The organism is Streptosporangium subroseum, from assembly GCF_900188345.1.
GTDB lineage: Bacteria > Actinomycetota > Actinomycetes > Streptosporangiales > Streptosporangiaceae > Streptosporangium > Streptosporangium subroseum.
Genome location: NZ_FZOD01000045.1, coordinates 1 through 25,477, shown reverse-complemented (window position 1 = coordinate 25,477; position 25,477 = coordinate 1). Strand labels below are relative to the sequence as shown.

19 protein-coding genes are annotated in these 25,477 nt (G+C 71.3%); 10 read left to right on the top strand and 9 right to left on the bottom strand.

Features of this window, described 5'->3' with window-relative positions:
* Window positions 1-320: 320 nt before the first annotated feature.
* Window positions 321-875 (bottom strand): DUF1349 domain-containing protein, encoded by a 555-nt coding sequence (locus tag CHC08_RS32785; protein WP_089211262.1) that lies wholly within the window; start codon window positions 873-875, stop codon window positions 321-323.
* Between the two features lie 278 nt (window positions 876-1,153).
* The gene (locus CHC08_RS32780; RefSeq protein WP_089211261.1) at window positions 1,154-1,801 is read right to left on the bottom strand and encodes a TetR/AcrR family transcriptional regulator; all 648 of its coding nucleotides are present in this window, start codon (window positions 1,799-1,801) and stop codon (window positions 1,154-1,156) included.
* Between the two features lie 230 nt (window positions 1,802-2,031).
* Here CHC08_RS32780 and CHC08_RS32775 point away from each other — a divergent pair, with 230 nt between their 5' ends.
* Window positions 2,032-2,784: an oxidoreductase gene (locus CHC08_RS32775; RefSeq protein WP_218825603.1), complete on the top strand. Its 753-nt coding sequence runs from the start codon at window positions 2,032-2,034 to the stop codon at window positions 2,782-2,784.
* Between the two features lie 209 nt (window positions 2,785-2,993).
* A complete protein-coding gene (locus CHC08_RS32770; RefSeq protein WP_218825602.1) occupies window positions 2,994-3,827 on the top strand; it encodes an ABC transporter permease in 834 nt (277 codons plus the stop codon).
* Window positions 3,828-4,090: 263 nt separating this feature from the next.
* Here CHC08_RS32770 and CHC08_RS32765 read toward each other — a convergent pair whose 3' ends face one another.
* The 4 genes from CHC08_RS32765 to CHC08_RS32750 all read right to left on the bottom strand — a co-directional run bounded on the left by CHC08_RS32765 (window position 4,091) and on the right by CHC08_RS32750 (window position 8,390).
* Entirely contained in the window at window positions 4,091-4,702 is a 612-nt protein-coding gene (locus tag CHC08_RS32765; RefSeq protein ID WP_089211304.1) for a DUF6461 domain-containing protein, read from the bottom strand.
* A gap of 162 nt (window positions 4,703-4,864) precedes the next feature.
* Window positions 4,865-5,791, bottom strand: coding sequence for an ACP S-malonyltransferase (locus CHC08_RS32760; RefSeq protein WP_089211259.1), 927 nt, complete (start codon window positions 5,789-5,791; stop codon window positions 4,865-4,867).
* On the bottom strand, window positions 5,788-7,230 hold the full coding sequence (locus CHC08_RS32755; protein ID WP_089211258.1) for a class I adenylate-forming enzyme family protein: 1,443 nt from the start codon (window positions 7,228-7,230) through the stop codon (window positions 5,788-5,790). Before CHC08_RS32755 ends, CHC08_RS32760 begins: the two co-directional genes overlap by 4 nt.
* Before the next feature lie 41 nt (window positions 7,231-7,271).
* Complete coding sequence (locus tag CHC08_RS32750) at window positions 7,272-8,390, bottom strand: agmatinase family protein (protein WP_089211257.1); 1,119 nt, start codon at window positions 8,388-8,390, stop codon at window positions 7,272-7,274.
* 629 nt (window positions 8,391-9,019) lie between these two features.
* On the opposite strand from CHC08_RS32750, the gene CHC08_RS52535 reads away from it, so the two are divergent.
* The gene (locus CHC08_RS52535; protein ID WP_089211256.1) at window positions 9,020-11,773 is read left to right on the top strand and encodes a helix-turn-helix transcriptional regulator; all 2,754 of its coding nucleotides are present in this window, start codon (window positions 9,020-9,022) and stop codon (window positions 11,771-11,773) included.
* Window positions 11,774-11,929: 156 nt separating this feature from the next.
* Here CHC08_RS52535 and CHC08_RS32740 read toward each other — a convergent pair whose 3' ends face one another.
* Window positions 11,930-12,757 carry a metallophosphoesterase family protein gene (locus CHC08_RS32740; protein WP_089211255.1) on the bottom strand — a complete coding sequence of 276 codons (828 nt, stop codon included), beginning with the start codon at window positions 12,755-12,757 and terminating at the stop codon, window positions 11,930-11,932.
* 167 nt (window positions 12,758-12,924) lie between these two features.
* Here CHC08_RS32740 and CHC08_RS32735 point away from each other — a divergent pair, with 167 nt between their 5' ends.
* The 4 genes from CHC08_RS32735 to CHC08_RS32720 are packed head-to-tail and all read left to right on the top strand — an operon-like array spanning window position 12,925 to window position 16,416.
* Entirely contained in the window at window positions 12,925-13,770 is an 846-nt protein-coding gene (locus tag CHC08_RS32735) for an ABC transporter ATP-binding protein (protein ID WP_089211254.1), read from the top strand.
* Entirely contained in the window at window positions 13,767-14,627 is an 861-nt protein-coding gene (locus CHC08_RS32730) for an ABC transporter permease (RefSeq protein ID WP_089211253.1), read from the top strand. Before CHC08_RS32735 ends, CHC08_RS32730 begins: the two co-directional genes overlap by 4 nt.
* Window positions 14,624-15,796: a sensor histidine kinase gene (locus CHC08_RS32725; RefSeq protein WP_218825600.1), complete on the top strand. Its 1,173-nt coding sequence runs from the start codon at window positions 14,624-14,626 to the stop codon at window positions 15,794-15,796. The genes CHC08_RS32730 and CHC08_RS32725 overlap by 4 nt, the downstream gene beginning before the upstream one ends.
* Window positions 15,793-16,416: a response regulator gene (locus tag CHC08_RS32720; protein WP_275937223.1), complete on the top strand. Its 624-nt coding sequence runs from the start codon at window positions 15,793-15,795 to the stop codon at window positions 16,414-16,416. Before CHC08_RS32725 ends, CHC08_RS32720 begins: the two co-directional genes overlap by 4 nt.
* Before the next feature lie 27 nt (window positions 16,417-16,443).
* Here the strand turns inward: CHC08_RS32720 and CHC08_RS32715 are convergent, their stop codons facing one another.
* Both CHC08_RS32715 and CHC08_RS48645 read right to left on the bottom strand, forming a co-directional pair.
* A complete protein-coding gene (locus CHC08_RS32715; RefSeq protein ID WP_218825599.1) occupies window positions 16,444-18,108 on the bottom strand; it encodes a flavin monoamine oxidase family protein in 1,665 nt (554 codons plus the stop codon).
* Window positions 18,105-18,503 carry a hypothetical protein gene (locus tag CHC08_RS48645; RefSeq protein ID WP_143653422.1) on the bottom strand — a complete coding sequence of 133 codons (399 nt, stop codon included), beginning with the start codon at window positions 18,501-18,503 and terminating at the stop codon, window positions 18,105-18,107. Before CHC08_RS48645 ends, CHC08_RS32715 begins: the two co-directional genes overlap by 4 nt.
* 76 nt (window positions 18,504-18,579) lie before the next feature.
* Here CHC08_RS48645 and CHC08_RS32710 point away from each other — a divergent pair, with 76 nt between their 5' ends.
* The 3 genes from CHC08_RS32710 to CHC08_RS52530 form a co-directional block, all read left to right on the top strand.
* Entirely contained in the window at window positions 18,580-19,080 is a 501-nt protein-coding gene (locus CHC08_RS32710) for a PH domain-containing protein (RefSeq protein ID WP_245878694.1), read from the top strand.
* A complete protein-coding gene (locus tag CHC08_RS32705) occupies window positions 19,077-20,624 on the top strand; it encodes a PH domain-containing protein (RefSeq protein ID WP_089211250.1) in 1,548 nt (515 codons plus the stop codon). Before CHC08_RS32710 ends, CHC08_RS32705 begins: the two co-directional genes overlap by 4 nt.
* Window positions 20,625-20,864: 240 nt before the next feature.
* The coding region (locus CHC08_RS52530; RefSeq protein WP_275937222.1) for a type I polyketide synthase at window positions 20,865-25,477 on the top strand (4,613 nt) is incomplete at its 3' end.

Here is a 25,477-nt window from a genome sequence, read left to right as displayed (position 1 = left end):
CCCACCCCGCCACACGGGGCCGGCCCGGACTCCAACCGGGCCGGCCCCGTGCGCCGAGCCGCCAGAACTCCGATCGCCTGACACGGAAGAGGTCCCAGGTTCGAGTCCTGGTAGCCTCACCCGGTTTGACCAGGCAAGAAGGCCGCTATCCGATCTTCGGAGAGCGGCCTTCTTGCTGTCCGCGTGTCTGAGCCTTGTATGCCACTGGCAAATTGGTTATATGCGGACAAGGCGCCGAGGTGGTGGTTCTCGCATGATCTGGGAGGTCCGCGGATGGCTCTTTCCCCCGCCGCGCACCGGCGTCCAGGTCCGCCGTGGCGTCAGGAGACCGTCACCGAGGTGAAGCGGGTCTCGAACCCCTCGCCCCTGGGGGCCGCGCACATGACGCCCGCGAGTGCCGGGACCTCCGGAGGGAAGTAGGCGAAGCGGAGCATGGTGACCGGCGCCGCGCCGTTGAGCCCGTACCTCACGGTCACGGCGTCACCCTTGCGCTCCAGTTCCAAGGTCACCGACTCCACCGGCTCGGACACCGTGAGCATCGACCAGTCGGAGAAGTCCCTAGTCACCACGGCGCTCAGGTTGATCTTCCTGTCGACGTACTCGACGCCCGCCTTGATCCAGTTCTTCTCGTCGATCCGGAGTACGGCACCGGCCTGGTCGTACCGGTCGGCGTAGGAGGCCTGGAAGGTCGTGGTCACCCGCAGGTCGCCCGGCAGTGTCCTGCCGAAGATGTGGGCGGTGTCGTAGATGTATCCGTAGTGGGTGATCCGCCACAGATCGGTGCGCGCCTCGGCGGTGATCCGGAGGTCCTCACCCGCCGCCCATTTTGCGGGCTCGTTGATCCACTGCCACTCACTGAAATCCTGGATCGTCACGCGGTCATTTTACCGATCGCCTCTGAGAGATCCACTGCCACTCATCGGGATGATTTCAGTGAGTTTCGCGTCGGGTAGCCATGTTCAAAATGGGTGAGAACAAGCGCGGCTTTGACGACGTCTCCGATTCCGCTGGGGCCGGCGGTAACGTGCCGATCGGATCGTCATCTCACAGGCGCGGGGACACGCCGAGCCGGACTTACGCCTCCGTCGCCGGCCTGCTGCCGCTTCGGCGGGATTGACGGTGGAAGGGATGGACAGAGGGGGGAGCCGCCTGCTCAGTCCAGGAGCTCCCGGACGAGAGCCCGAGCCAGCCAGTCCTGAAACGCCTCGTAGGTCCAGCCTCGGGCGCCTACCAAGTGGTGGTAGATGCCGGGGTCGTTGTAGACCGTGATCACGTCTGCGGCATGGTCGGCATCGAGATGTTTCGACAAGGCATCCGCAGAAACCAGGAGGGCGACGATCTGATCGGCTCCGGCTCTCCGTTGCCGCTGGATGTCCTGCCAGAGGGCGGCAACGTCCGGATCCGCGTCGGACGCCATCCGTACGACGTGGTAAAGGGCCGACACGCGTGCCACTGCGCCGGCCAGGATGGCAGCGTAGACGGCGATGATCTCGGCGCCGTCTGAGAGGGACTGCATCGCACGCGATTCGGGCCGTTCCGCAAGGCTCTCGGGGCGATCGTCACCCACGATCGCCTGGTCGTAGGCGGTTTTGAGGAGCCATGGCTTACCGCCCGCTGCCGTGAAGACGGTGGAGCGGCTGACTCCCGCGGCCTCGGCGATGGCATCCACGGAGGTCGCGGCATAACCGCGTGTGGTGAACAGCTCCGCCGCGGCTTTGAGGACCGCACTGCGCGTGTTCGCGGCTTGTTGAGCCCTGATGCCCGAGCGGTACGGCGCCCTGCTCCCTAACCTCTCCGGCACGTTGCTCCATTCTCCCGGTCATCCTGCGGCAGGAAGCCTCCGTGGAGGGCCACCTGCTCCTGTGAGCGCAGTGGCTCCGGGTCGCCATTGTCCACCCTCGGCCAGGCTCGGCTCCACTCGGGTGAGGCCCGATGGGGCTACGCCAGGTGCGGTGACAGATTTTCATCAGACTCTGAGTATGATAATTTATATTTCAACAAACTCTTGATCGTGCCCAGAAAGGCATGCGCATGTACATTCCAATCACCCCTGTCCCTGGAGAGTTCGCCGGGCGGCGAGCGCTCGTCACCGGTGGTTCGCGAGGAGTCGGGGCCGCTGTCGCACAGCGTCTGATCAGCGGTGGTGCCACCGTCGTCACCAGTGCCAGAAGCTGGAACGACGAGACTCCGAAGGGCTCCACGTTCATCAGCGCGGACATCCGGACAGCCGAAAGCGCGCGCCGGTTGGTCGACGCCGCACTTGAGGCGCTTGGCGGACTGGACATCCTGGTGAACAACGCGGGGGCCGCTCGTGCGCACTTCGGTGGGATTCCCGACGAGGAGTGGGAGGACTCCCTCGCCATCAACTTCCTGTCCGCGGTGCGCGTGACAAACGCGGCCCTACCGGCGCTGCAGCAGGCCGGCCGAGCCTCCATCGTCAACATCTCGTCGGGCGTCGCGGCCAATCCGCCCGCGCCCATGCTCCATTACGGTGCGGCCAAGGCCGCACTGGCCAGTTGGTCGAAGGGCCTGGCCGCTCAGCTTGCCCCGATCGGCGTCCGAGTCAACACCGTCACGCTCGGCATGGTTGAGACGCCCGGCGGGACCGAGCTGCTGCAGTCGGTGATGGAGGCGATGGGAGGCAGCACGCAACACGCGTACTCTGCCATTCCTCTGGGGCGCGTAGGCGACCCCCGGGACGTGGCCGAGGCCGTTGCGTTCCTCGTTTCCGAACGAGCGCAGTGGATCGCCGGGGCCGACCTCCATGCAAACGGAGGAGCCTGATCCTCAGCGCCTCCCTGGGCCTTGCCGACAGCGCTCCCCAGGCCCCCGGGGCGCGGCAGCCCCGAGGCACGGCTCCTCGGGGCTGCCCGGCCCAGAACTCGCTCCCGCACACTCACCTCGGCCACCGTCCACCACCTTCTGGCCGCGCGTCCGGCACCCGACGAGGCCGCCGATTACCGCGCCGGCGGCAGAAGGAGCCAGTGATCTTCGTGACGCTGCAGACCGTACCGCCGAGGCATGCCTCGCCCGAGATCGTCGTGTCCGGGCTCGCGTCTCTGAAGGACGCCGTCGCGGCGGAATGGCTCAAGCTCCGGACCGTGCGCTCCACGTGGGCGGTCTGGGCCGGAGCAGCCGTGTCCACCCTGATCGGCCTGGTCATCCTCATGATCCATGTCGGCTCCTATGATCAGGCCTCACCGGCGGAGCGGGCGTCTTTCGAGAGCGCCGATCCAGCCGTCCTCGTCATGCCGGTCGTGGCATGCTTCATCGGTTGTCTCGGTGCTCTGGCCGTCACCACCGAGTTCTCGACCGGCTCCCTCGGTCCCAGCCTGGTCGCGGTCCCTCAGCGGCGGATGCTGATGGCCGCCAAGACCGTGGTGGTCACCTGCGTCGCATTCGCCGGCGGCGTGCTGTTCGCGGGCCTGTCACAGATCGTCGCCATACTCATCCTGGGCGACCGATCCGCGCCGCTCAATCCCTGGGCTCACTGGTGGGACGCGATCCCTTCCGCGGCCGGTACGGCCATCACGACCCTTGTCACCGGTCTCGTGGCGCTGGGGCTCGGGGCGGTCCTGCGGTCGACGGCCGCGACGGTGACGGTGATCGTGGCGCTCACCTTGGTGGTGCCGAGTTTCGCGCATTTCCTGCCGGCGTCCCTCCATCTGCGGGTGGCCTCGGTGCTGATTCCCAACCTGGCTCCCCAGATCGTGGGCGCCGAGTCGGCGTATCTACTGTCACCTCCCGCGGCTATGGCGGTCCTGGCGTTCTACGTGGTCGTAGCGCTGGGGGCGGGAGGTCTCGGTTTCTCCCGCCGCGACTCGTGATTCACCTGCCCCGGGACGGGGAGGTGCGGATGTCGGAAACCGGGTCGCGGCCATCGAAGGGACGGGAGGCGAGCCGGACACGGCCGGGCCGGATGCCTCCTCGCGGTTTCGCGCAGACCTGAGGACATCACCCGGCGCGCCCGCGTGGTTCTGACGCGGCTCAAGCCCTACATGGACGCCCTCCAGGCGCACGAGCCGCTGACTCGCTTCGCCATGAGCGCCTGAGCCCACCGACAGCCCGGTCACCGTGCGGATCTGCCCGCTCAGTCCTCAAGGGGTTCTGCGCCGACGAACCGCAGCTTCAGCATCTCTGGGGAGAAGGGGAGACCGGTGATCCTGCTCGCCAGGGCGAACGAACGCTCCATCGGGAAGTCGATGTGCGAGTCGTCATCGTCGATGTCGTATTCGGGGTCCAGGCCGGCTTCGCGCATCTCCTCGACGAAGCGGTCCGGGTCGCTGCCCGACCGCGCGTCCGGGAGCATCGGGTCGAACCAGACGACCGGCTCGCCGCCGACGAGGTAGGCGAAGGTGTCCGAGGCGTACTCGTGGCAGCACACCGACACGACCTCGGTTCCCCGCGAAACCCGGCCGCCGATCTCGGAGTCGCCGGCGATCTGCCATCCCCCCGGTTCGATGACCAGGGTCCAGTCACCGATCTTCGCGGCGCCGATGTAACCGGCCGCGTCGTCCCTCATACTCTCCACCGAGCGCTCTTCCAGCTCGTTGAACGCCACCTCCTCCAGGGTGCCCTCGTCCACGCCGAACCGGCGGAGGACTTCGTCCGGCGAGAGACCCCGGACGAAGGACACGCAGTAGATCTCACCCAGTGGGTCGCTGTCGGAGAGCCAGCGGAACTCCTCGGGACGCTCTGTCATCATCGCTCCTTTGATCACGTGAGCAGCATGATCGCAGTCGTCGCCGACAAAAGGGATTCAGAACTCCGAATTGGTGAAGGAGGGACGGGGGGCGATCCTGACCACGGGGATGTCCTCTGGACGCCGGCCCGGGAACCGCCTGCGCCGGCTGCCGGACGCAGATCACCCGGACGTCGTGCTGGGCCGGCGGGGGCGGACCAGGGCCCGTCGGAGGTCGCAGAGTTCGACGTCGAAGTTGTCGGCCGTGGCGCGCAGCCGGGAGAACATCGCGTCCGGGCCGGCGACCCAGAGCCGGTCGACGCCCAGCTCGCGCAGCGACCGGACGGCCTCGATCCAGCGGATCGGGCGGACGAACCCGTCGAGCAGGCTGGTCCGCAGCGCCTGCGGGTCGGTCAGCACCGCGCCGTCCTGGTAGGAGACGATCGGCATCCGCGGCGCCGACAGGGTGTACTGCGCGCACACCTGCTCCATCTGCGCGCGAACCCCGGTGAACAGGGACGCGTGCGCGGGCGGACGCATGGTGTACATCGAATACCCGCCGACCGCGCTGATCGCCGCCTTGAAGCCGGCCAGCTCCGCCTCGCGCAGCGACACCATGTGGAAGTCGGCGTCCAGCCGGCCGGAGATCTCGTGCCACTCCAGATCGGCCAGCAGCGCGTCCAGCCGCTCCGCGGGCACCCGGACGAACGAGTGGGTGACGATGTCACGATGCTCGGTGGCGAAGTAGCGCCGCTCGACCCGGGCGATCTCGTCCACCAGCCGGACCGCGTCGGCGAAGGGCAGCGCGCCGGTGTAGGCCAGCGCGGCCCGCTCCCCGAAGCTCGGGCCGACGCAGTACTCCGGGGCGGCGCCGAGCCGCTCCTCGGCCCACTCCGCCAGCGCCAGGCACGCGACGAACACCGCGACCTGGACCGGTTCGGCGTAGTCGTCGTCGGGCGGCGCGTCGGCCAGCGCGTCGGCGAGGTGGTAGCCCAGCGCGTCGTCGGCCTCGGCGAGCCGCCGGCGCGCGAACGGGTGGATCATCAGGAACGTGCCGAGGTCATTGCGGCGGACCGGCGAGAGCGCCGGGAAGACGATCGCGGCGGTCATACGGACACCTCGGCCGGCTTCTCGGCGACCGGCCCGGCCGCCAGCTGCTCCAGCGCCTTCCGGTCGGGTTTGCCGTTGCGGTTGAGCGGCAGCCGGTCCAGGACGACGACCTGGTTGGGCTGCTCGTAAGCCGGCAGCACCGCGCAGATCCGCTCCCGCCAGTACGCGGAGTCCGCACCGGTCTCGTCCTCGACGAAGAACACCAGCGAGCTGCCGCGCCGGTCGTCCGGGACCGCGATCACCTTCGCCGAGCAGCCGGCCTCGGCGATCCGGACCTCGATCTGCTCGGGGTAGAGCGTGTAGCCCATCCGGTGCACGGCCAGCTTGCGGCCGAGGATGAACAGGTTGCCGTACTCGTCCAGCCGGCCGAAGTCGCCGGTGCGCCGCCAGCCCCGGGCGACCGGGGCCAGGGCTCCGGTCGGATCGAGGTAGCCCTCCATGAGGTCCGGCGAGTCGACCTCGATCTCGCCGATCTCGTTCGGGCCGAGCACCATGCCCGCGTCGTCGGCGATCCGCACGCCCATTCCCTCGACCGGCCGGCCGGTGGCCACCGGGTTGTCCGCGGTCGCGAAGGCGACGTTGCCCAGCTCCGTGCTGCCGTAACTGTCCAGCAGGGGCTTGCCGCACAGCTCGACGTACCGGTCGACCAGGGTGGGGTCCAGCGGGGCGGCGCCGCTGCAGAACAGCCGCACGCCGCGCAGGTCGGCCATCGGGTCGGGACGCCGGGTGACGATGTTCCAGATGCTGCGGTAGGTGGCCGGGGTCGCGTCGAGCACGGTGGCGCCGGTCTCGCCGGCCATGCGCAGCGCCCGGTCGACCCGGCGGTACGGGGCGACCACCAGGGAACACCGCACCAGCCAGGCGATGAACACCATGGACAGCCCGTACTGGTGGGAGAACGGCAGCAGCGGCAGCAGGACGTCGTCCGGGCGGTGGCCGATCTGGTCGGCGTTGCGCTCCAGGTTCTTCAGGAACCGCGCGCCGGTCTTCACCACGCCCTTCGGGACGCCGGTCGACCCGGAGGACCACATGATCAGCCCGTCCGGCAGCCCGCGCCAGACGTCCAGGTCCAAGGGGCCGTCCAGCACGGGCGAGGGCCGGGACGCGGCGGCGGCCAGCAGCTGGTGGACGGAGACCGTCTCACCCTCGGCCGGCGGCAGCGCGTCGTCGTCCACGATCGACAGCGCGGCCCGGGTCAGCCGGTGGATGCGCGTGGTCTCCTCGGCCTTGTCCTGGTGGTCGACGAACACGATCGACGCTCCGGCGTGGGCCAGGCCGAGCAGCACCGTGACCCAGGCGATCGAGTTGTCCGCCTTGAACAGCACGCGGGTTCCCTGGCGGACGCCGAGGTCGGCCAGGACCCCGGCGACGCCGGCGGCCGACCGCTCCAGTTCGGCCAGGGGCTGGGCGGAGTCGGGTGCGAACACAGTGGCGGTCATCGGCGGATGCCGTCCTTCCGCGGGTGGAGGTGCGAACGGAGTCAGGTCAGCGGGAACTTCAGCTGGCCGGAGGCGATCGGGTTGACGTAGTCGGTGCTGACCATCCCGGCCTTCCTCATCGCCAGGCCGGTCAGGCCCTCGAAGATGGCCCGGCGGGCGTTCATCGTGGTCGAGTAGCCCGGGTCCAGGTGCGGCGCGACCTCCACGACGTCCATCCCGATGACGTTGGTCTCCGCGCACAGCCGCCGGAACGCCGGGAACAGCTCGCGCGGGGTCAGCCCGCCCGGCTCCGGCGTGCCGGTGCCGGGGGCGTACGCGGGGTCGAGAACATCGATGTCGAGCGACAGGTAGATGAACTCGGGCCCGTCGAGGGCCTCCTCGATGACCTTGTCGAGCACCGCGTTGAAGCCCAGCCGCTCGACCTCCACCATGAAGTGGGTCCGCAGGCCGGCGCGGCGCATCCAGTTGAACAGCGAGTCGTCCGGACCGGTCGGCGTGCGCAGTCCCACCTGGATGAAGTTCTTGCCCGGGATCTTCTTCTCCTCGATCAGCCGCCAGATCGGGGTGCCGTGGGTGATCCGATGGCCGAAGATGTGCTCGTGGCAGTCGGGGTGGGCGTCGAAGTGGACGACGCCTATCTTGTCCGGTCCGTACATGTCGGCCAGCGCGCCGACACTGGCGATCATGAGCGAGTGGTCGCCGCCCAGGATCACCGGCACGGCCCCGACCTCCGCGACCTCGCGGACGGTCGCGGCGATGGACGGCAGCGACTTCTCGACGCTGAAGATGTCGACCGCCGCGTCCCCGTAGTCGACCACTTTGAGCAGGTTGAACGGGCTTATCCGGGTGCTGGCGTTGACCAGTAGTTCGGGGGTGTTGAACAGATAGCGTTCGTCGGAGCGGAGGGCGCGCGGGCCGTAGGCGGCGCCCCGGTGGCCGGATGAGGAGTCCAGCGGCACGCCGAACACCGCGACGTCGACGGCGCCGGCGCGCAGGTCCTCCTGGTCGAGGCAGACGGGCACTCCCATGAACGTGGGGATGCCGCTGTAGGCCGCCTGCAGGAAGTTGCGCCGCAGGTCGATCGGCCCGGGCTCGCGCGCCGGGGCCTGCGAGCGGTCGATCGGAATTCGCCAAACCTCTTCGGCCCCGTTTTCCGTCACGCCACTTCCTTACTATAAACGCGACTGTAAACGCGTTGTCCGGCAACTACTCAACGCCAGCGGCACGTTACTGAGCAGCGTTTAGTGAGCCAACCCCAGCAGATCCCCTATCTTCTGAAAGCTAAAGGCGGGGAAAAAAGAACCACCCCTAGAGCACCCCTGTTCACGCCCCGGATGCGATCGTGTCAATTCCGTGAATACCTGGGGAGCCCCGGACCGGGCCCGCCGGGGCGGCTCCTGCGAGGCGTGGTCATCCGACCCCTGCCGATCCTTACGGAGCCTGGGCCGCCGGGTCTGGAAGCACCGGAAGGCCTGTCCGGCCGGTGCTGCCGTCACCGGTCCACAGTGCGACCTGCCCACCGGCGCCGGCACGCCCACGCCGAGGCCAGGTCATGATCGCTGTTCACGCAGCTGACTTGCTCGCGTCAACTTCCGATCAATTTCCGACTGACATACTGTCGCCGCCGCCCAAGGAATCCAAAAGCATTTCCTCCTGCGACGGCGGCGAAATGTATCGAGCACTACGTCGAGCCGACCGAATACCGCACAACCTATTTTCGGTGCGGTGAAAGGCGGCATGGCATTAGCAGGCCCCGGATAACGGGTGTGACCTCGGGGAGGAACCACGCATGGTGGTTGTCGAACGGCAGGAGCAGTTGGTGGTCGTCGAACGGCAGGAGCAGCTCGCCGGTTTCACGACCGCGCTCGCGGAGTGCCAGGCCGGCAACGGCCGGCTCCTGGCGGTCAGCGGCTCATTGGCCAGCGGGAAGACCACACTGCTGCGCGTGTTCACCGAGCGCGCCGCCGCCGCGGGGTTCCACGTCCTGTGGGCCACCGGAGCCCGGACCGAGCGGGAGCTGCCGCTCAGCCTGATCAACCAGTTCTGCCGCGACTTCCCGGTCGTGATCGGCCACGCCGACTGCGCCAACCAGGCCGAGCTGATCCGTGTGGTGCCCAGCGCGGCCGCCGCGTTGCTGACCGCCAGCGAGCAGACGCCGGTGCTTCTGGCGGTCGACGACCTGCACCACGTCGACGCGCTCTCCCTGCACTCCCTGATCTACCTGATCCGGCGCATCCACAGCGCACGGATCCTGGTGGTGGTCAGCGGCGGCGACCTGGTGGAGCCGACCGATCCGCAGCTGTACGCCGAGCTGATGGAGCTGGCATCCGGCAACCACCTCACGCTGCCACCGCTGTCCCGGCGCGGGGTCGGCGAGTTGCTCGCCGAAGCCCTGGGCGACCAGCCGACCGACGCGCTGGTGGACGCCTGCACGCGGGCGTCCGGCGGCAATCCGCTGCTGACCCGGACGCTGATCGCGGACCTCCGGAACTCCGGCGGGCCCAGCTTGGACCGGGACGGGCAGGTCCTGCCCGGTCCCGCCTACACCGCCGCGATCCGCCGGTATGTGGAGAGTTGCGACCCGGTGACCCGGCGGGTCCTGGCCGCCACCGCGCTGTTCGACAGGCGCCCGCCGGCCGGCCCGCTCACGCTCGCCCGCCTGGCCGAGGTCGACACCGCGGCCGCCCGCCGGGCGCTGTCCGGCCTGGAGAGCGCCGGCCTGGTCAGCGACGGCTGGCTCCCACACCCGGGAACCCGCCAGGCGATGCTCGAACAGCTGCCGCCCGTGGCCCTGACCGACCTGCACCTGCGGGCGGCCCGGCTCCTCTACGAGGAAGGGTCGGCACCGCTCGCGGTCGCCCGGCACCTGCTGGCGGCCGGGCGGACCCCGGACTGGGCAGGCCCGGTGCTCAGCGTCGCCGCCGAGGAACTGCTCGGCGCCGGCGACACCGAGCTGGCCGTCGCCCTGCTGCGGCTGGCGCACGACGGCGCGACGGACGACGTGGAACGGGCCGGGCTCAAGGTCGCGTTGCTCCAGGCGGAGTGGCGCACCGACCCGGCCGCCGCCGGGCACCGGCTGGGGCAGCTCGCGGCCGCCGCCCGGGCCGGCCAGCTGAGCGTGGCCGCGCGCGTGGCCACCGCGCACTGCCTCCTCTGGCTGGGGCGTACGGCCGAGGCGGTCGAGGTGCTCGACAAACTCGCGGCGCTGGAGGCCGACGCGGAACAGAGCGCCGAGATCCGGTTCCTCACCGTGTGGGCCCGGTTCACCCATCCCGGCCTGCTCGACGACGAGCAGATGGAGCCCAGGGCGTCCCGGCGCGGCGCCGAGGGCGTGGTCAGCACCCGGGACGCATTGGCACACGCCCTGGAGACCGTACTGGCCAAGGGCCCGAACAGCGCGGCGGTGGTCACGGCCGAACAGGCCCTTCCGCGCTCCCCGCTCCGCGGCGACGCGATGGCCTCGCTGGCCACGGCGCTGATCATCCTCATCTACTCCGACCATCTCGAGACCGCGACCCTCTGGACCGACCGCCTGCTGGCCCAGGCCGGCGAGCGCGGCGCGCCGTCCTGGCGGGGCATGCTGATGGCGGTCCGCGCCGACATCGCGCTCCGCTCCGGCCAGCTGGCCGACGCGCAGCGCTACGCCGAGGTCGCGCTCGGCATGATGTCCCGCGAGAGCTGGTCGACCGCGGTCGGCGTCCCGCTGGGCACCGTGCTACTGGCACAGACCGCGCGCGGCCGGCTGGCCGAGGCCGGCCGGCAGCTCGACCAGCCGGTGCCGGACGCGATGTTCCAGACGGTCTGGGGCCTGTACTACCTGCGGGCACGCGGTGGCTACTACCTGGCGACCGGCCGGGCGGAGGCCGCCCTGGACGACTTCACCACCTGCGGGGACCTGATGGCCCGCTGGAACCTCGACCTGCCCGCTCTCGTGCCCTGGCGCATCTACGCGGCCCACGCCTACCTGGTGCTCAACCAGCCGGAACAGGCCCGCGCGCTGGCCGAGATCCAGCTCACGCAGCTGGGCCAGGAGCCGAGCCGGACCAAGGCGGCCGCGCTGCGCGTGCTGGCCGCGGTCGCCCCGCTCTCGCAGCGCCCGACGCTGCTGCGTGAGGCCGCCGAGATGCTCCGCGCCTGCGGGGACCGCCTGGAGCTGGCCCACACGCTGGCCGACCTCAGCCAGGCGCAGCGCTCGCTCGGCGACTTCCACCGCGCCCGGATGACCGTCCGGCGGGCCTACGACCTGGCCGGCGACTGCCAGGCGGACGCGCTGCGCCAGCGGCTGCTCCCCGACGTCGACGACGCGGTGCTGGAGGCGGCCGACGAGCCTGACGCGGAGGCTCTCAGCTCGCTCAGCGACGCCGAGCGGCGGGTCGCCGCGCTGGCCGCCCAGGGCAGCACCAACCGGCAGATCGCCAACAAGCTGTTCGTCACGGTGAGCACCGTCGAGCAGCACCTGACCAAGGTCTACCGCAAGCTCAACGTGACCCGGCGGGTCGACCTCCTGGTCAAGCTCGGGCCGCGGATCAGCAACATCGCGTGAGCGCCGGCGGCGGGTGAGCACACCGGCCGCCGGCCCAGCGGAGCACCCGGCGGGAGCGAGCACGTCCGCCGCCGGCTCAGCCGAGCACCCGGCGGGAGCGAGCGCACCCGCCCATCGGTTCAGCCGGGCACCCGGCGTTCAGCCGAGCACCGGCGTTTAGCCGAGCACCCGGCGGAGCGTCCCCGGCGGCGTGCTCCGCCGACGCCACTCGCGCGGGTAGCCGACCGACACCTCCTCGAAGCGGACGCCGTCGTACCAGGTGGTCCGGGGAATGTGCAGGTGCCCGTAGACGGCGACCGCGGCCCGGTACCGCAGGTGCCAGTCGGCGGTCTGGTCGGTGCCGCACCACTGGGCGAACTCCGGGTAGTGCAGGATCCGGGTGGGCTCGCGGACCAGCGGGAAGTGGTTGACCAGCACGGTCCGCAGGTCGGGGTCGACGTCCGCCAGCCGCCGCTCGGTCTCCGCCAGCCGGGCCCGGCACCACGCCTCCCGGCTGGGGTACGGGTCGGGGTGGAGCAGGATCTCGTCGGTGCACACCACGCCCACCTCGTAGGCGTGCGCCAGCGACGCCTCCTTGGTGGCCATGCCCGGCATCCGGAACGAGTAGTCGTAGAGCAGGAACAGTGGCGCGACCGCGACCGGGCCGCCCCGCCCGGTCCACACCGGATACTCGTCCTCCGGGGTGACGACGCCGAGTTTCCGGCAGACCTCCACCAGGCTGCGGTACCGGGCCTCGCCGCGGAGCTGGATCGGGTCCTCCCGGGGCGTCCACAGCTCGTGGTTGCCCGGCGCCCAGATCACCTTGGCGAACCGCCCGGCGAGCAGGCCCAGGGCCCACTCCACGTCGGCGAAGATCTCCCCGACGTCACCGGCGACGATCAGCCAGTCGCCGTCGTGCGCGGGCCGGATTCCTTCGACGATCTCACGGTTCTCCGCGTAGGCGATGTGCAGGTCGCTGATCGCGAACAGCGTTGGGTCTTCCACCGCCGAAGGCTATGTACGGCGCTCACCGGGCCCAACCCCTACCGCACCCCGGCGGGGCGGTGTCCACCGATGTCCACCCCGCTGCCCGCCGCTGTCAACCGATCGATGGACAGCTGTCCGTCCGCCGGTCGTCGCGGTCCGTCGGCCCGGCGGCCAAGGATGGAAGCGTGACAGACGCGGTGCAAGTACACGGCCTACACAAGAGCTACCACGGGGCTCCCGCCGTCGACGGTGTCGACCTGACCATCGCCGACGGCGAGATCTTCGCGCTGCTGGGCCCCAACGGAGCCGGCAAGACGACGACCGTCGAGATCCTCGAAGGGTTCCGCAAGCGCGACTCCGGCGAGGTCCGGGTGCTCGGCGAGGACCCGCAGCGGGCGCCCCGGCGCTGGCGGTACGGCATCGGCCTGGTGCTGCAGAACGCCTCGGACATGGCCGACATGACCGTCGTGGAGACCGTGCGGCACTTCGCCGGGTACTACCCCGACCCCCGCCCGGTCGACGAGGTGCTCGAACTGGTCGGCCTGACCGAGAAGGCCGACAAGAAGGTACGGACGCTCTCCGGCGGCCAGCGCCGGCGGGTCGACGTCGCGATCGGCGTGGTCGGGCGACCCCGGCTGCTGTTCCTGGACGAGCCGACGACCGGGTTCGACCCGGAGGCGCGCCGCCAGTTCTGGGCGCTGATCCGCCAGCTGTCCGAGCAGGACGCCACCACGATCCTGCTGACCACCCACTACCTGGACGAGGCCGAAGCGCTGGCACACCGGGTCGGTGTGATCTCCGCCGGACGGATCCTCGCCGTCGACACCCCGGCCAACCTGGGGGGCCGCGCGTCGGCCGAGGCCACGGTGAGCTGGATCGAGAACGGTGAGCCCCGGCACCTGCGGACCGACGACCCCACCGGGGCCACGCTCAAGCTGGCCGCCCGGTTCGACGGCCAGATCCCCGGCCTGGCCATCACCCGGCCATCCCTGGAAGACATCTACCTCGACCTGATCGGAAGCCCGCGATGACCGCCCTGACCACCGAGACCCCCGAAAACCCGACATCGACCCCGCGCACCGTCCGGGAGCCGTCGGTCTGGCGGTTGTGCCTGTCCCGCGGCGGGGTCGAGCTGCGCCAGTTCTTCCGCGAGCGCACCGCCGTGATCTTCACCTTCGCGCTGCCGGTCGTGCTGCTGATCCTGCTCGGCGCGATCTTCGACAAGCAGATGGCCGCCACCGGCATCCCGTCCAGCCAGCTGCTGGCCGCCGGCATGATCGCCGCCGGGATCGGCTCGACCTGCTTCGTCAACCTCGCCACCAGCATCACCAGCGACCGGGAGGACGGCACGCTCAAGCGGCTGCGCGGCGTGCCGATGCCGCCGATCGCCTACTTCGTCGGGAAAATCATCCTGGTCCTGGTGACCGCGGTGGTCGAGGTGGCGATCGTCCTGGCCATCGCCACGATCTTCTACGACCTGCCGCTGCCCACCGACGTCGGGCGCTGGGTGACCTTCGCCTGGGTCTTCCTGCTGGGGGTGACCGGGTGCTCGCTGCTGGGCACGGCGATGAGCAGCGTTCCGCGATCGGTGCGCGCCGCGGCACCCATTGTCAACCTGCCGTTCCTCATCCTGCAGTTCGTCTCGGGTATCTTCATCGTGCCGATCACCACGCTGCCGCAGGTGCTGCAGCAGATCGGCGCCGTCTTCCCGCTGAAATGGATGGCGCAGGGCTTCCGCTCCGTGTTCCTCCCCGACGCGGTGGCCGGCATGGAACCGGCCGGCGTCTGGGAACACGGCCGCATCGCGCTGGTCCTGGCGGCCTGGTGCCTTGGAGGTCTGATCCTGTGCCTGACGACGTTCCGCTGGCAGGGACGGAAGGACGGTTGAGCCGCACGCCGGACGAGTGGCTGCGCTGGCAGCCGGTCTGGGACGCGTACTTCGTCCTGGTCAGCGCCGCGGGCCTGGGTGGAGTCCTGCTCACCGGCGGGGTCGATCCCGTGCGGCGGGCCGGCGCCGCCGGGCTGCTGGTGCTGCTGGTCGCCGCCCACCTGCTGCTCGGCCGGCGGCTGATCCGCTTCGACCGGGGCACCCGGCGGGCACTGCTGTACCAGTTGGGGGTGGTGCTGGTGTTCGCCGCCGCCGTCGGGCTGGTGACCAGCAGCGCGTTCATGCTGTTCGCGCTGTGCGCCCCGGCGTTCATGACCGTCGGCCCGGTCGCCGGCGGGCTGATCGTGCTGGTCCTGAACCTGGTGTGGCTCGGGGTGGCGGCGGCCGGCGAGACGTTCCTGGGCTCCGGCTCGCTGCTGGGCGTCGCCGGGGTGACGGGAGCGGCGCTCTCGATCGTGCTGGGCGTCTGGGTGAGCCAGATCATCCGGCAGAGCACCGGGCGGGCCTCGCTGATCCGGGAGCTGGAGGCCACCCGGGCCGAGCTGGGCCGGCTGTCCTACGAGGCGGGGCGCGCCGCCGAGCGCGAGCAGTTCGCCGACGCCATCCACGACACGCTCGCCCAGGGCCTGTCCAGCACGATCATGCTGTTGCAGGCCACCGGCTCGGCGCTGGCGACCGACAGCGAGCGGGCCCGCCGCTATCTGGAGCTGGCCGAGACCACCACCCGCGACAACCTGGCCGACGCCCGGGCGCTGATCACCACGCGCCCCCTGCCCGAGGCCACCTCCGCCTCCCTGGCCGACGCGCTCCGCCGGGAGGTCGACCGGCTCCGGGACGTGCACGGCGTCAACGCCTCCCTGCGGGTGGACGGCGCCCCCGACCCCGCCGACACCGCGCTCAACGTCGACCTGCTCCGGCTCGCGCAGGAGGCGCTGAACAACGTCCGCAAGCACGCCGACGCCGGCCGGGTCGAGGTCGTCCTCTCCGTCGACGCCGACTGCGTACGACTGGAGGTGCGCGACGACGGCCGCGGGTTCGCCACCGACGCCACCCCGCCCGGGCACGGCCTTCCGCTGATGCGCAGGCGGCTGAGCCAGGCCGGCGGGGTGCTGCAGGTCGACTCGGCGCCCGGCAAGGGCACCTCCGTACTGATCCGGGTGCCCACGTGACGATCACCGTGCTGCTGGTCGACGATCACCCGGTGATCCGGGCCGGCATCCGCGCCATGCTCTACGACGCACCTGAGCTGACCATCGTCGGCGAAGCGGCGTCCGGCTCCGCCGCGCTGACCGCCGCCCGCGACCTGACGCCCGACGTCATCCTGATGGACCTGCGGCTGCCGGACGGCGACGGGGTCAGCGCCACGGCGGCGATCCGCGCCGAGCTGCCGGGGATCCGCGTGGTGATCCTGACGACCTACGAGACCGACGGCGACATCCTCCGCGCGGTCGAGGCGGGCGCCGTCGGCTACCTGCTGAAGGACACCTCGCCGGCCGACCTCGCCCAGGCCGTCCGGGCCGCCGCGCGCGGCGAGACCGTTCTCTCCCCTTCGATCGCGGCCAAGCTCCTCGACCGGGTGCGTCAACCCCGCCCGGAGACGCTGTCCCGCCGCGAGGTCGAGGTGCTGCAACTGGTCGCCCAGGGGCTGACCAACGCCGACATCGGACGCGCCCTGTTCATCACCGAGGCCACCGTGAAGACCTACGTCGTACGGATCTTCGCCAAACTGGACGTATCCGACCGCACCGCCGCCGTCATGGCGGCGATGCAGGCCGGAATCCTCAGCTGACCACGGCGCCGTCAGCCGGCCGGGCGCTCAGTAGGGCAGCTCGATCGGCGCGATGGAGGGGAAGGCGTCACCGGGGCCGGGGTTGGCGGCGGGCGTCCGGCCGCCGAGGTGGTGCAGAACGCCCCAGACCGCGTTGAGCGCGGTGGTCACCGCCCCCTCGGCGAACCCGCCGGTCCACGACACGTCGTCGCCGGCGAGGAAGACCCCGCGCTGGTGTTCGGGGAGCGCGTCCTGCATGAAATGCGTGAACAGGCGCCGCTGGTAGCGGTACTGGCCGGGCAGGTTGCCCTTGAACGCGCCCATGAAGTGCGGCTCGGTCTCCCACGTCACGGCGATCGGCGGTGCGATGATCCGGCGGCGGACGTCCACGTCCGGATAGATCCGGCGCAGGTGGCGGAGCATGACGTCCAGCCGCTCGTCGGCCGGCAGCGCGGCGGCCTTCAGCGAGTCGTCGTTCCAGGTGTACGACAGGCACATCACGCCCGGCGCGTCCGGGCCGTCGTCGAACAGGTAGACCCCCCGCGGCGCCCGGTCGGTGAGCGTCATGCCCATCACCGGACGCCCGGTCCGCTCGTCGAGGTCCCGCCAGAAGGGCCGGTCGACCAGCGTGAACAGCTTCGAGCCGCCCATGTAGTGGGTGCGTTCGACCGCGGTCCAGACGTCGACGGGGAACAGGTCCTCGTCCGTGTCGATCCGGGAGAGCAGCAACCGCACCTGCGGTGTGAGCACCGCCGCGGCGAACTCGGCGGCCCCGTCGGCGGTCTCCACCCGGATCCGCCCGCGGGCCCGGGAGATCCGGGTGACCGCCGGCCGCCAGCCGCCGGAGTGCAGGGACGCCAGCGAGGTGCCGGCCGGCCAGTGCGCCATCCGGTCCGGCGCGTGCTCCCAGAGCCGCAGGGGGAGTCGCTGGGCCCCACCGGTCAACGCCCGGTGCCGGTCGTCGGCTCCGGTGTAGACGACCCGGAGGATCTCCAGCATCGAGTTGGGGAAGTCGGTGTCCCAGCCGCCGGAGCCGAAGCCGACCTGGCCGAAGATCTCCCGGTGCCGGAACGAGGCGAAGGCGGGCGAGGACGCCAGGAAGCCGTAGAAGGACTGGTCGTCCAGGAGCGGTACCAGCCGGTTCCAGAACGCCTTGATCGTGACGGTGTCCCGGCGGCGGATCGCGGCGTCCATCGTGGTGAAGTCGGCGCCCTCCTCCAGCACCTTGGTCCAGGCGTCGTAGACCTCCTGGTACACCGTCGGCAGGTCCTCGGTCACCCGGGCGAAGTGCCGGGCGCCGTTGACGTCGACGACGGTGTGCGGGGTCGCCGGGGCCAGCGGGTTCGCGAACGGCCGGGTCTCCAGCCCCACCAGGTCGACGTAGTGAAACAGCGTGGTGGCCGAGGGCGGGAAGCGCATCGCGCCCAGCTCGGCGACCGTACCGGGGTGCCCGGGGAAACTCGCGGTCCGCATCCGGCCGCCGAGTTGCTCGGCCTCGAACACCACCGGGCGCAGGCCCAGGCGCATCAGCTCGTACGCGGCGACCAACCCGGAGATCCCGCCGCCGACCACCGCGACCGGCGTGCCGAGCCGCTCGGGGGGGACCGAGCCCAGGCCGTCGGCGTGGCGCACCCACCGGTCGTAGTCGAAGGGGAAGTCGGGGCCGAACATGGTGATCGGTGGTGCGGACAGGTCCGCCGCGAGCGCGGTCATCTCGCGCGCACGCCGTCGGCCGGAGCTCCGCCGACCGGCGCGGTGGCGCGCGCCGGGCCCAGGTGGTGGCCGGTCACCGGCGTCCCCGGTGTGATCGGCGGCGTCGCGACGCCGTCCGCCCCGGACGCGGTCCGGGCCGGTCGGCCCGGGAATCCGTCGCGATGCGAACGGCCGGCGACCGATTCGAGGTGCCGGCGTGCGAAGCGTGTCGCATCCGCTGTTTCCAAAATATTCATCGGTTGTTCGTCCCGCAATTCGAGCAGGCGTTGTGATGTGACGGATAAATTGCTGTGCCCCGCTGTTTCCGGAGCATTCATCGGTTGTTCGTCCCGCAATTCGAGCGGGCGATATGGCGTGACGGGGAAATTGCTATCGGCGCCCGCCGCGGCCGACAACCCCTAGGTGACTCGGATACCCCAGTCCTTCCGGATGTGTGTATTCCGTGAATGCGCCGGTACTTACAATGGCGAGGTGTCCGGCAACGAACCACTGAAACTTCGCCGTCCCCGTCATCGGCTCGAACGCCGCGCCCTGGGCTGGTGGAGCGTGCAGGCCTTCGTCGTCGCGCTGCCTCCGGTCGCGGTGCTGGCACTGCTGACCGCGCTGATCCCGCCGGCCCGCACCTGGCTCGGGCTCAGCCTCGGAATCGTCGCCGCGGTCGGGCTGGCGTACGTGCTGGCGATGCCGATCTGGCGGTACCGCGTCCACCGCTGGGAGACGACCGACGACGCGGTCTACGCGGTGTCCGGCTGGTTCTGGCAGCGAGCACGGATCGCGCCGATGGCCCGGATCCAGACCGTCGACACCACCAGCGGGCCGATCCAGCGGATGTTCAGGCTGGCGGGGCTGGTGGTGACCACCGCATCGGCGGCCGGCCCGGTCCGGATCCAGGGCCTGGACCGCCAGGTCGCGGCCGATCTGGCCGAGTCCCTGGCCGCCCGTGCCCAGGCCATGCCCGGAGACGGCCAGTGACAGCGGCGGACTGGCAGCGTCTGGACCCGCGGATGCTGGCGATCAGCCTCACCTGGCTGGTCCCGCCGCTCTGCTCGACCCTGCTGACCCTGTCGATCACCGGCGGCGACCTCGACCTGGCCGCGGTGATCACGCTGGGCTCCATCGGCCTGACCTTCCTGATCATCGCGGTGGCGTTCGGCCTCCGGCTGCTGACCACCCGGTTCCGGATCACCGACGACCAGGTGGAGCTGCGCACCGGCGCGCTCTTCCGGCAGTACCGCACGGTGCCCCGCGACCGGATTCGCAGCGTCGACGTCACGGCGAACCCGTTCCACCGGGCCCTGGGGCTGCGCGTGGTCCGGATCAGCACCGGTGAGCACGTGGCGGCCGACAGAAGGCAACTCACCCTCGACGGCGTGTCCCGGGACCACGCCGAGCGGTTGCGGCGGCGGCTGGCACCGGACGGAACGGCGCCGGACACCGCGCTGGCCGTCCTGCGCTGGCGCTGGCTGCGGTATGCGCCGCTGACCCTCTGGGGCGTGGCGGGGGTCGGGTTTGTCGTCGGCGGGTTCGCCCGGTTGCTCGACTCGCTGAAGATAAACCCGGCAGAGGTCGGGTTTCTCCGCGCGGCCTGGTCCGGGCTGACCGGCCTGCCGCTCTGGGTCGCGATCACCGTGCCGGTCCTGGGCGTCGTGCTGCTGGGCGCGCTCACCTCTCTGGTGACGTTTGTCGAGACGTGGTGGGACTACCGGCTGGAAGCGGTCGGCGACGGCGCGCTCCAGTTGCGCCGCGGCCTGTTCAGCACCCGGTCGGTCTGGCTGGAGCGCCGCCGGCTGCGCGGCGTCCAGATCGCCGAGCCGCTGCTGTTGCGCCTGGCCCGGGGCGCCCAGCTCAACGCGATCGCCACCGGGCTGGGCAAATCCGACGACCGGTCGACGTCGACCAAGAGCGCGCTGCTGCCGCCGGCTTCGCGGCTGGAGGCGGACCGGGTGGCCACCGCCGTCCTCGGCGAGAAGCCGGGGTTTCTGGCCGGCCTGGAACTGGCCAGGCCGCCCCGGGCGGCGCTGCGCCGCCGGGTCACCTGGGGTCTGGCGGCGGTCGCACTGTTCGAGGCGCCCCTGGTGATCCTCGGTGTGCTCCTGACCGAGGTGCTGCTCCACATCGCCTGGATTTCGAGCCTCGTGCTGGTACCGCTGGCGCTGGCCGCCGCGGTCGACGCCTACCGCAACCTCGGCTCCGGCCTGCTCGGCCGATATCTGGTCACCCGCTACGGCACCTACGCCCGGCGCACCGTCCTGCTCGACCGGTCGGGAATCATCGCCTGGAGCGTCAACCAGTCCGCGTCCCAGCGCCGGGCCGGCGTGGCCACCCTGGTCGCGATGGTCGCCGCCGGCCGGGGCGGCTACAAGATCCGCGACGTGGCCCTCGCCGACGGGCTCGCACTCGTCCGCGAGGCGACTCCCGGGATGTTCGAGGAATTCCTCGAATCGACTCCGGACAATTGTTCTGAACCCATCGAGAAAAGCGTTCCCGCTCTGCCTGTCCAGCGCCAAACGCCCTGATCAACCCGCGGGCGGAGTAAGCGCCACCGGTACTCGTCCGGCCGATTAACCGCTCGGCCGATGGATAAAGCACCGGCTGAGTCGCCGGTCACGCCACGTCACGGGCGCCTACCCCACGAAGTGGCCGTGAATATCACGGCCACTAGGGGTGCGGTAGGAGCTGTGGTGAAAAGTTCAGCTGGATAGCCTCGCCAAGCGGTATGGGCTATTCCTGTTCTTTTCGCCGAAGGTGGGCGCTAGATGATGAGTTCGTCCGGGGATTTCGGAGCACCTACGCCGACCGGTGACGGAGCGGGTACCGCGGCGGGATCCGAGCTGCGGCGGCGCCTGGCAGGCCTGCCGGCGCCGGAGGCGCAGCGGATGCTCACCGGCCTGGTGACCGAGCTCGCCGCGGCCGCGCTGCGCCGCCCGCCCGGCGAGCCGGTCGCGGCCGACGGCACGTTCTTCGAGACCGGGTTCGACTCGCTGACCGCCGTGGAGCTGCACAGCCGACTGGTCGCCGCGACCGGACTGGCGCTCCCGGTGACGCTGGCGTTCGACTACCCGACGCCGGCCGCGCTCGCCCGCCACCTCCACGCAGAACTCCTCGGCCTCGCCCCGGAGCGGATCGACATCGACGCCGCCGTCGGGCACGCCGACGAGCTGATCGCGATCGTCGGCATGGCCTGCCGGTTCCCCGGCGGCGTCCGCTCGTCCGAGGCGCTCTGGCGCCTCGTGGAGTCCGAGGCCGACGCGATCGGGGAGTTCCCCGCCGACCGGGGCTGGGACCTCGACGCGCTCTACTCCGCCGACCCCGACCAGCCGGGCACCAGCTACACCCGCCACGGCGGGTTCCTCTACGACGCGGCGGAGTTCGACGCCGACTTCTTCGGGATCAACCCGCGCGAAGCCCTGGCCATGGACGCCCAGCAACGCCTGGTCCTCGAGACCTCCTGGGAGGCACTGGAGCGGGCCGGCATCCCGCCGGAGACGCTGCGCGAGCAGCGCGTCGGCGTTTTCGTCGGCGCGGAGACCCAGGAGTACGGACCGCGGCTTCAGGACGCCGACGGCCTGGAGGGCTACCTGCTCACCGGCAACGCGGCGAGCGTCGCGTCCGGCCGGGTCTCGTACACGCTCGGCCTGCAGGGCCCGGCACTCACCATCGACACGGCCTGCTCGTCGTCGCTGGTCGCCCTCCACCTGGCCGCACAGGCGCTGCGCCAGGGCGAGTGCGAGATGGCGCTGGCCGGTGGCGTCGCCGTCATGGCCAGCCCGGCGTCGTTCGTGGCGTTCTCCCGGCAGCGTGGGCTCGCCGCCGACGGCCGGTGCAAGCCGTTCGCGGCCGCGGCCGACGGCACCGGCTGGGCCGAGGGCGTCGGCATGCTGCTGGTCGAGCGGCTCTCCTCGGCACAGGCCGCCGGCCGGCGGATCCTCGCCGTGATCCGCGGCTCGGCGGTCAACCAGGACGGCGCGTCCAACGGCCTGACCGCGCCGAACGGTCCGTCGCAGCAGCGGGTGATCCGGCAGGCCCTGGCCAACGCGCGGCTGGAGGCGGCGGACGTCGACGCGGTCGAGGCGCACGGCACCGGCACGATGCTCGGCGACCCGGTCGAGGCGCAGGCGCTGCTTGCCACCTACGGGCGCGACCGCGCCGGCACCCCGCTCTGGCTCGGCTCGCTGAAGTCGAACATCGGGCACGCCCAGGCCGCGGCCGGGGTCGGTGGCGTCATCAAGATGGTGCAGGCGATCCAGCACGGCCTGCTGCCGAAGACCCTGCACGTGGACGAGCCGACGCCGCACGTCGACTGGAGCGCGGGCACCGTACGGCTGCTCACCGAGGCCCAGCCCTGGCCCGAGACCGACCGGCCGCGGCGGGCGGCGGTCTCCTCGTTCGGCATGAGCGGCACCAACGTCCACCTCATCCTCGAAGCGCCGCCGACGGGAGAACCCGCCGCGGCGGCTCCGGAGCCGGGTACGCCGGCGGCCGGGGTGTTCGCGCTGCCGGTTTCCGGACGGACGCCGGAGGCGCTCGCCGGGCAGGCGGCGAACCTGCTGGGCCGGCTGGACGAGCCGGACGCCGACCTGGCCGATCTGGGCTTCTCGCTGGCCACGACGCGCACCCACTTCGCCCACCGTGCCGTCGTGTTCGGCGCGGACCGCGAGCAGGTGGCTCGGGGTCTGGCCGCGCTCGCCGCCGGGGACCCCTCCGCGCAGGTCGTCACCGGGGCCGTGGCCCCGGGCCGGACCGCCTTCCTGTTCACCGGCCAGGGTTCGCAGCGGGTGGCGATGGGCCGCGAACTGTACGCCACCCAGCCGGTCTTCGCCACGGCCTTCGACGAGGCCGGCTGGTATCTCGACCTGCAACTCGACCGACCGCTGGCCGACGCCCTCGCCGACGAAGAGCTGCTCGGCCGGACCGAGTACGCGCAGCCGACGATCTTCGCGGTGGAAGTGGCGCTGCTTGCGCTGGTCCGGCACTGGGGACTCACCCCGGACGTCCTGGTCGGACACTCGATCGGCGAGATCGCGGTCGCCTATGCCGCCGGGGTGCTGTCGCTCGCCGACGCAGCGGCCCTGGTCGGCGCGCGCGGCCGGTTGATGCAGGCGCTGCCGGCCGGCGGCGCGATGCTCGCCGTCCAGGCAGGCGAGTCCGACGTGCACGCGGCGTTTCCGGACGTCGACATCGCGGCGGTCAACGGGCCGGACGCCGTCGTGGTCTCGGGAAGTGAGGCCGAGATCGGACGGGTCGCGGCGGTGGCGGCCGAGCGGGGCTGGAAGACCACCCGGCTGCGGACCAGCCACGCCTTCCACTCGCGGCTGATGGAACCGATGCTCGCCGAGTTCCGTCGCGTACTGCGCTTCCTGACCTTCCGCGAGCCGAAACTGCCGATCGTCTCGACGGTGACCGGGCGTTTGGTGGAGTCGGGGCAGTGGTCGGATCCGGAGTACTGGGTCGAGCAGGTCCGCAGCCCGGTCCGGTTCGCCGACGCGCTGGCCGCGCTGGACGGCGTCACGAACTACGTGGAACTCGGGCCGGACGCCGTGTTGACCGCACTGGCCCGGCAGGCGGCCCCGGAGGCGGTCTGCGTGCCGCTGCTGCGGCGCGACCGTGACGAAGCCGCCACCGCGATCGCGGCGCTGGCCGCGCTGCACGTCCACGGGGCGACGGTGGACTGGCCGGCCCTGTTCCCCCATGCCCGCGTGGTGGACCTGCCGACCTACGAATTCCAGCGACAGCACTTCTGGCTGGAGAACGGCCCGGCACGGCCGGGCGCGTCCGACCCGGGCGACGCCGGCTTCTGGGCCGCGGTCGACCGCGCCGACCTGCCCGCGCTCGCCGCGGAGCTGGGGGTCGACACCGCGGCCGTGGCCGGCGTGCTGCCGGCGCTGGTGTCCTGGCGGACCCGCAGCCGGGAGCGGTCGCTGATCGACGGGTGGCGGTACCGGATCACCTGGAAGCCCGTCACCGATCTGGCCGAGGCGGTGCCCCGTGGGACCTGGGCGCTCGTCGGTGATGACGCGCTGGGGCTTGCCGAGGCGCTGACGGGGATGGGCGCCGAGGTTGTGGTCGTGCCGGTTGGAGACCGTGCTGACCTGGCCGTGCGTCTGGGTGAGTTGGCGCCGGCCGGGGTTCTGGTGCTTCCGTCGGCTGCTCTCGCCGGTGTGCTGGCCGTTGTCCAGGCGTTGGCGGACATTGAGAGCGGCGCGCCGTTGTGGTTGGTGACCCGGGGTGCGGTGGCCGCGGGGCGGGCGGACGGTGCGCCGGATGTCGCGCAGGCCGCGAAGTGGGGTCTGGGCCGGGTGATCGGTCTGGAGCACCCGGAGCGCTGGGGCGGCCTGCTGGACCTGCCGGAAACTCTCGACGCCCGGGCGGTCACGCGGCTCGGGGCGGTGCTGGCCGGTGGGCTCGGCGTTGAGGACCAGGTCGTGGTCCGCAGCGGTGGGGTTCTGGTTCGTCGGTTGGGGCATGCTCCGGCGAGTGTGGCTCCGGCCTGGCGGCCTCGTGGCACGGTGCTGGTTACCGGTGGTACCGGTGGGCTGGGTGCTGAGGTGGCGCGGTGGGCGGCGGCCAATGGGGCCGAGCGGCTGGTGCTGGTCTCGCGGCGTGGTGTGGATGCGCCCGGGGCGGAGGCGCTGTTGGCCGAGTTGCCGAATGCCGAGGTGCACGCGTGTGATCTGGCTGATCGGTCTGCGGTCGAGGCTCTTCTGGCCGTGGTCGGTACGGTCGACGCCGTGGTGCACGCGGCCGGTGTCGGCGAGGATGCCGAGCTGGCCGACGCCGATGCCGCGCACCTGAACCGGGTGCTGTCCGGCAAGGTCGACGGGGCGTTGCATCTGGACGCGCTGGTCGGTGACGTCGATGCGTTTGTGGTGTTCTCGTCGATCTCCGGAGCCTGGGGCAGCCGTGGCCAGGCCGCCTACGGCGCCGCGAACGCCGCCCTGGACGCCCTCGTCGAGCGCCGTCGCGCGGCCGGCCGGCCCGGTACGGCGATCGCCTGGGGGCCGTGGGCACGGATCGGGATGGCCGCCGACCAGGGCGAGACCGAGCTGCTGCGGCGGCAGGGCCTTCCCCCGCTGGCACCGGCTCAGGCGATCGCAGCCCTGGCCGGCGCGGTCGGTGCCGGGGACAGCACGATCACCGTCGCCGATGTTCGCTGGGCGGAGTTCGTGCCGCTGTTCGCCGCCGCTCGGGCGCGTCCGCTCTTCGATGATCTGGTCGAGGCAGAGGTTCCGGCCGTTGCCGGGACGGTGTTTTCCACATTCGGGCAGCGGTTGGCCGGTCTGGCGGTGGGTGATCGGGAGCGGCTGGTTGTCGAGGTGGTGCGGACGCATGTCGCGGCGGTGCTGGGTCATGCCTCCAGTGAGGCGGTGGC

Coding starts and splice junctions, on each gene's coding strand:
- CHC08_RS32760 (WP_089211259.1), bottom strand. CDS start 5,791: ATGACCGCCGCGATCGTCTTCCCGGCGCTCTCGCCGGTCCGCCGCAAT.
- CHC08_RS32755 (WP_089211258.1), bottom strand. CDS start 7,230: ATGACCGCCACTGTGTTCGCACCCGACTCCGCCCAGCCCCTGGCCGAA.
- CHC08_RS32730 (WP_089211253.1), top strand. CDS start 13,767: ATGACCGCCCTGACCACCGAGACCCCCGAAAACCCGACATCGACCCCG.
- CHC08_RS52535 (WP_089211256.1), top strand. CDS start 9,020: ATGGTGGTTGTCGAACGGCAGGAGCAGTTGGTGGTCGTCGAACGGCAG.
- CHC08_RS32765 (WP_089211304.1), bottom strand. CDS start 4,702: ATGACAGAGCGTCCCGAGGAGTTCCGCTGGCTCTCCGACAGCGACCCA.
- CHC08_RS32715 (WP_218825599.1), bottom strand. CDS start 18,108: ATGACCGCGCTCGCGGCGGACCTGTCCGCACCACCGATCACCATGTTC.
- CHC08_RS32775 (WP_218825603.1), top strand. CDS start 2,032: ATGTACATTCCAATCACCCCTGTCCCTGGAGAGTTCGCCGGGCGGCGA.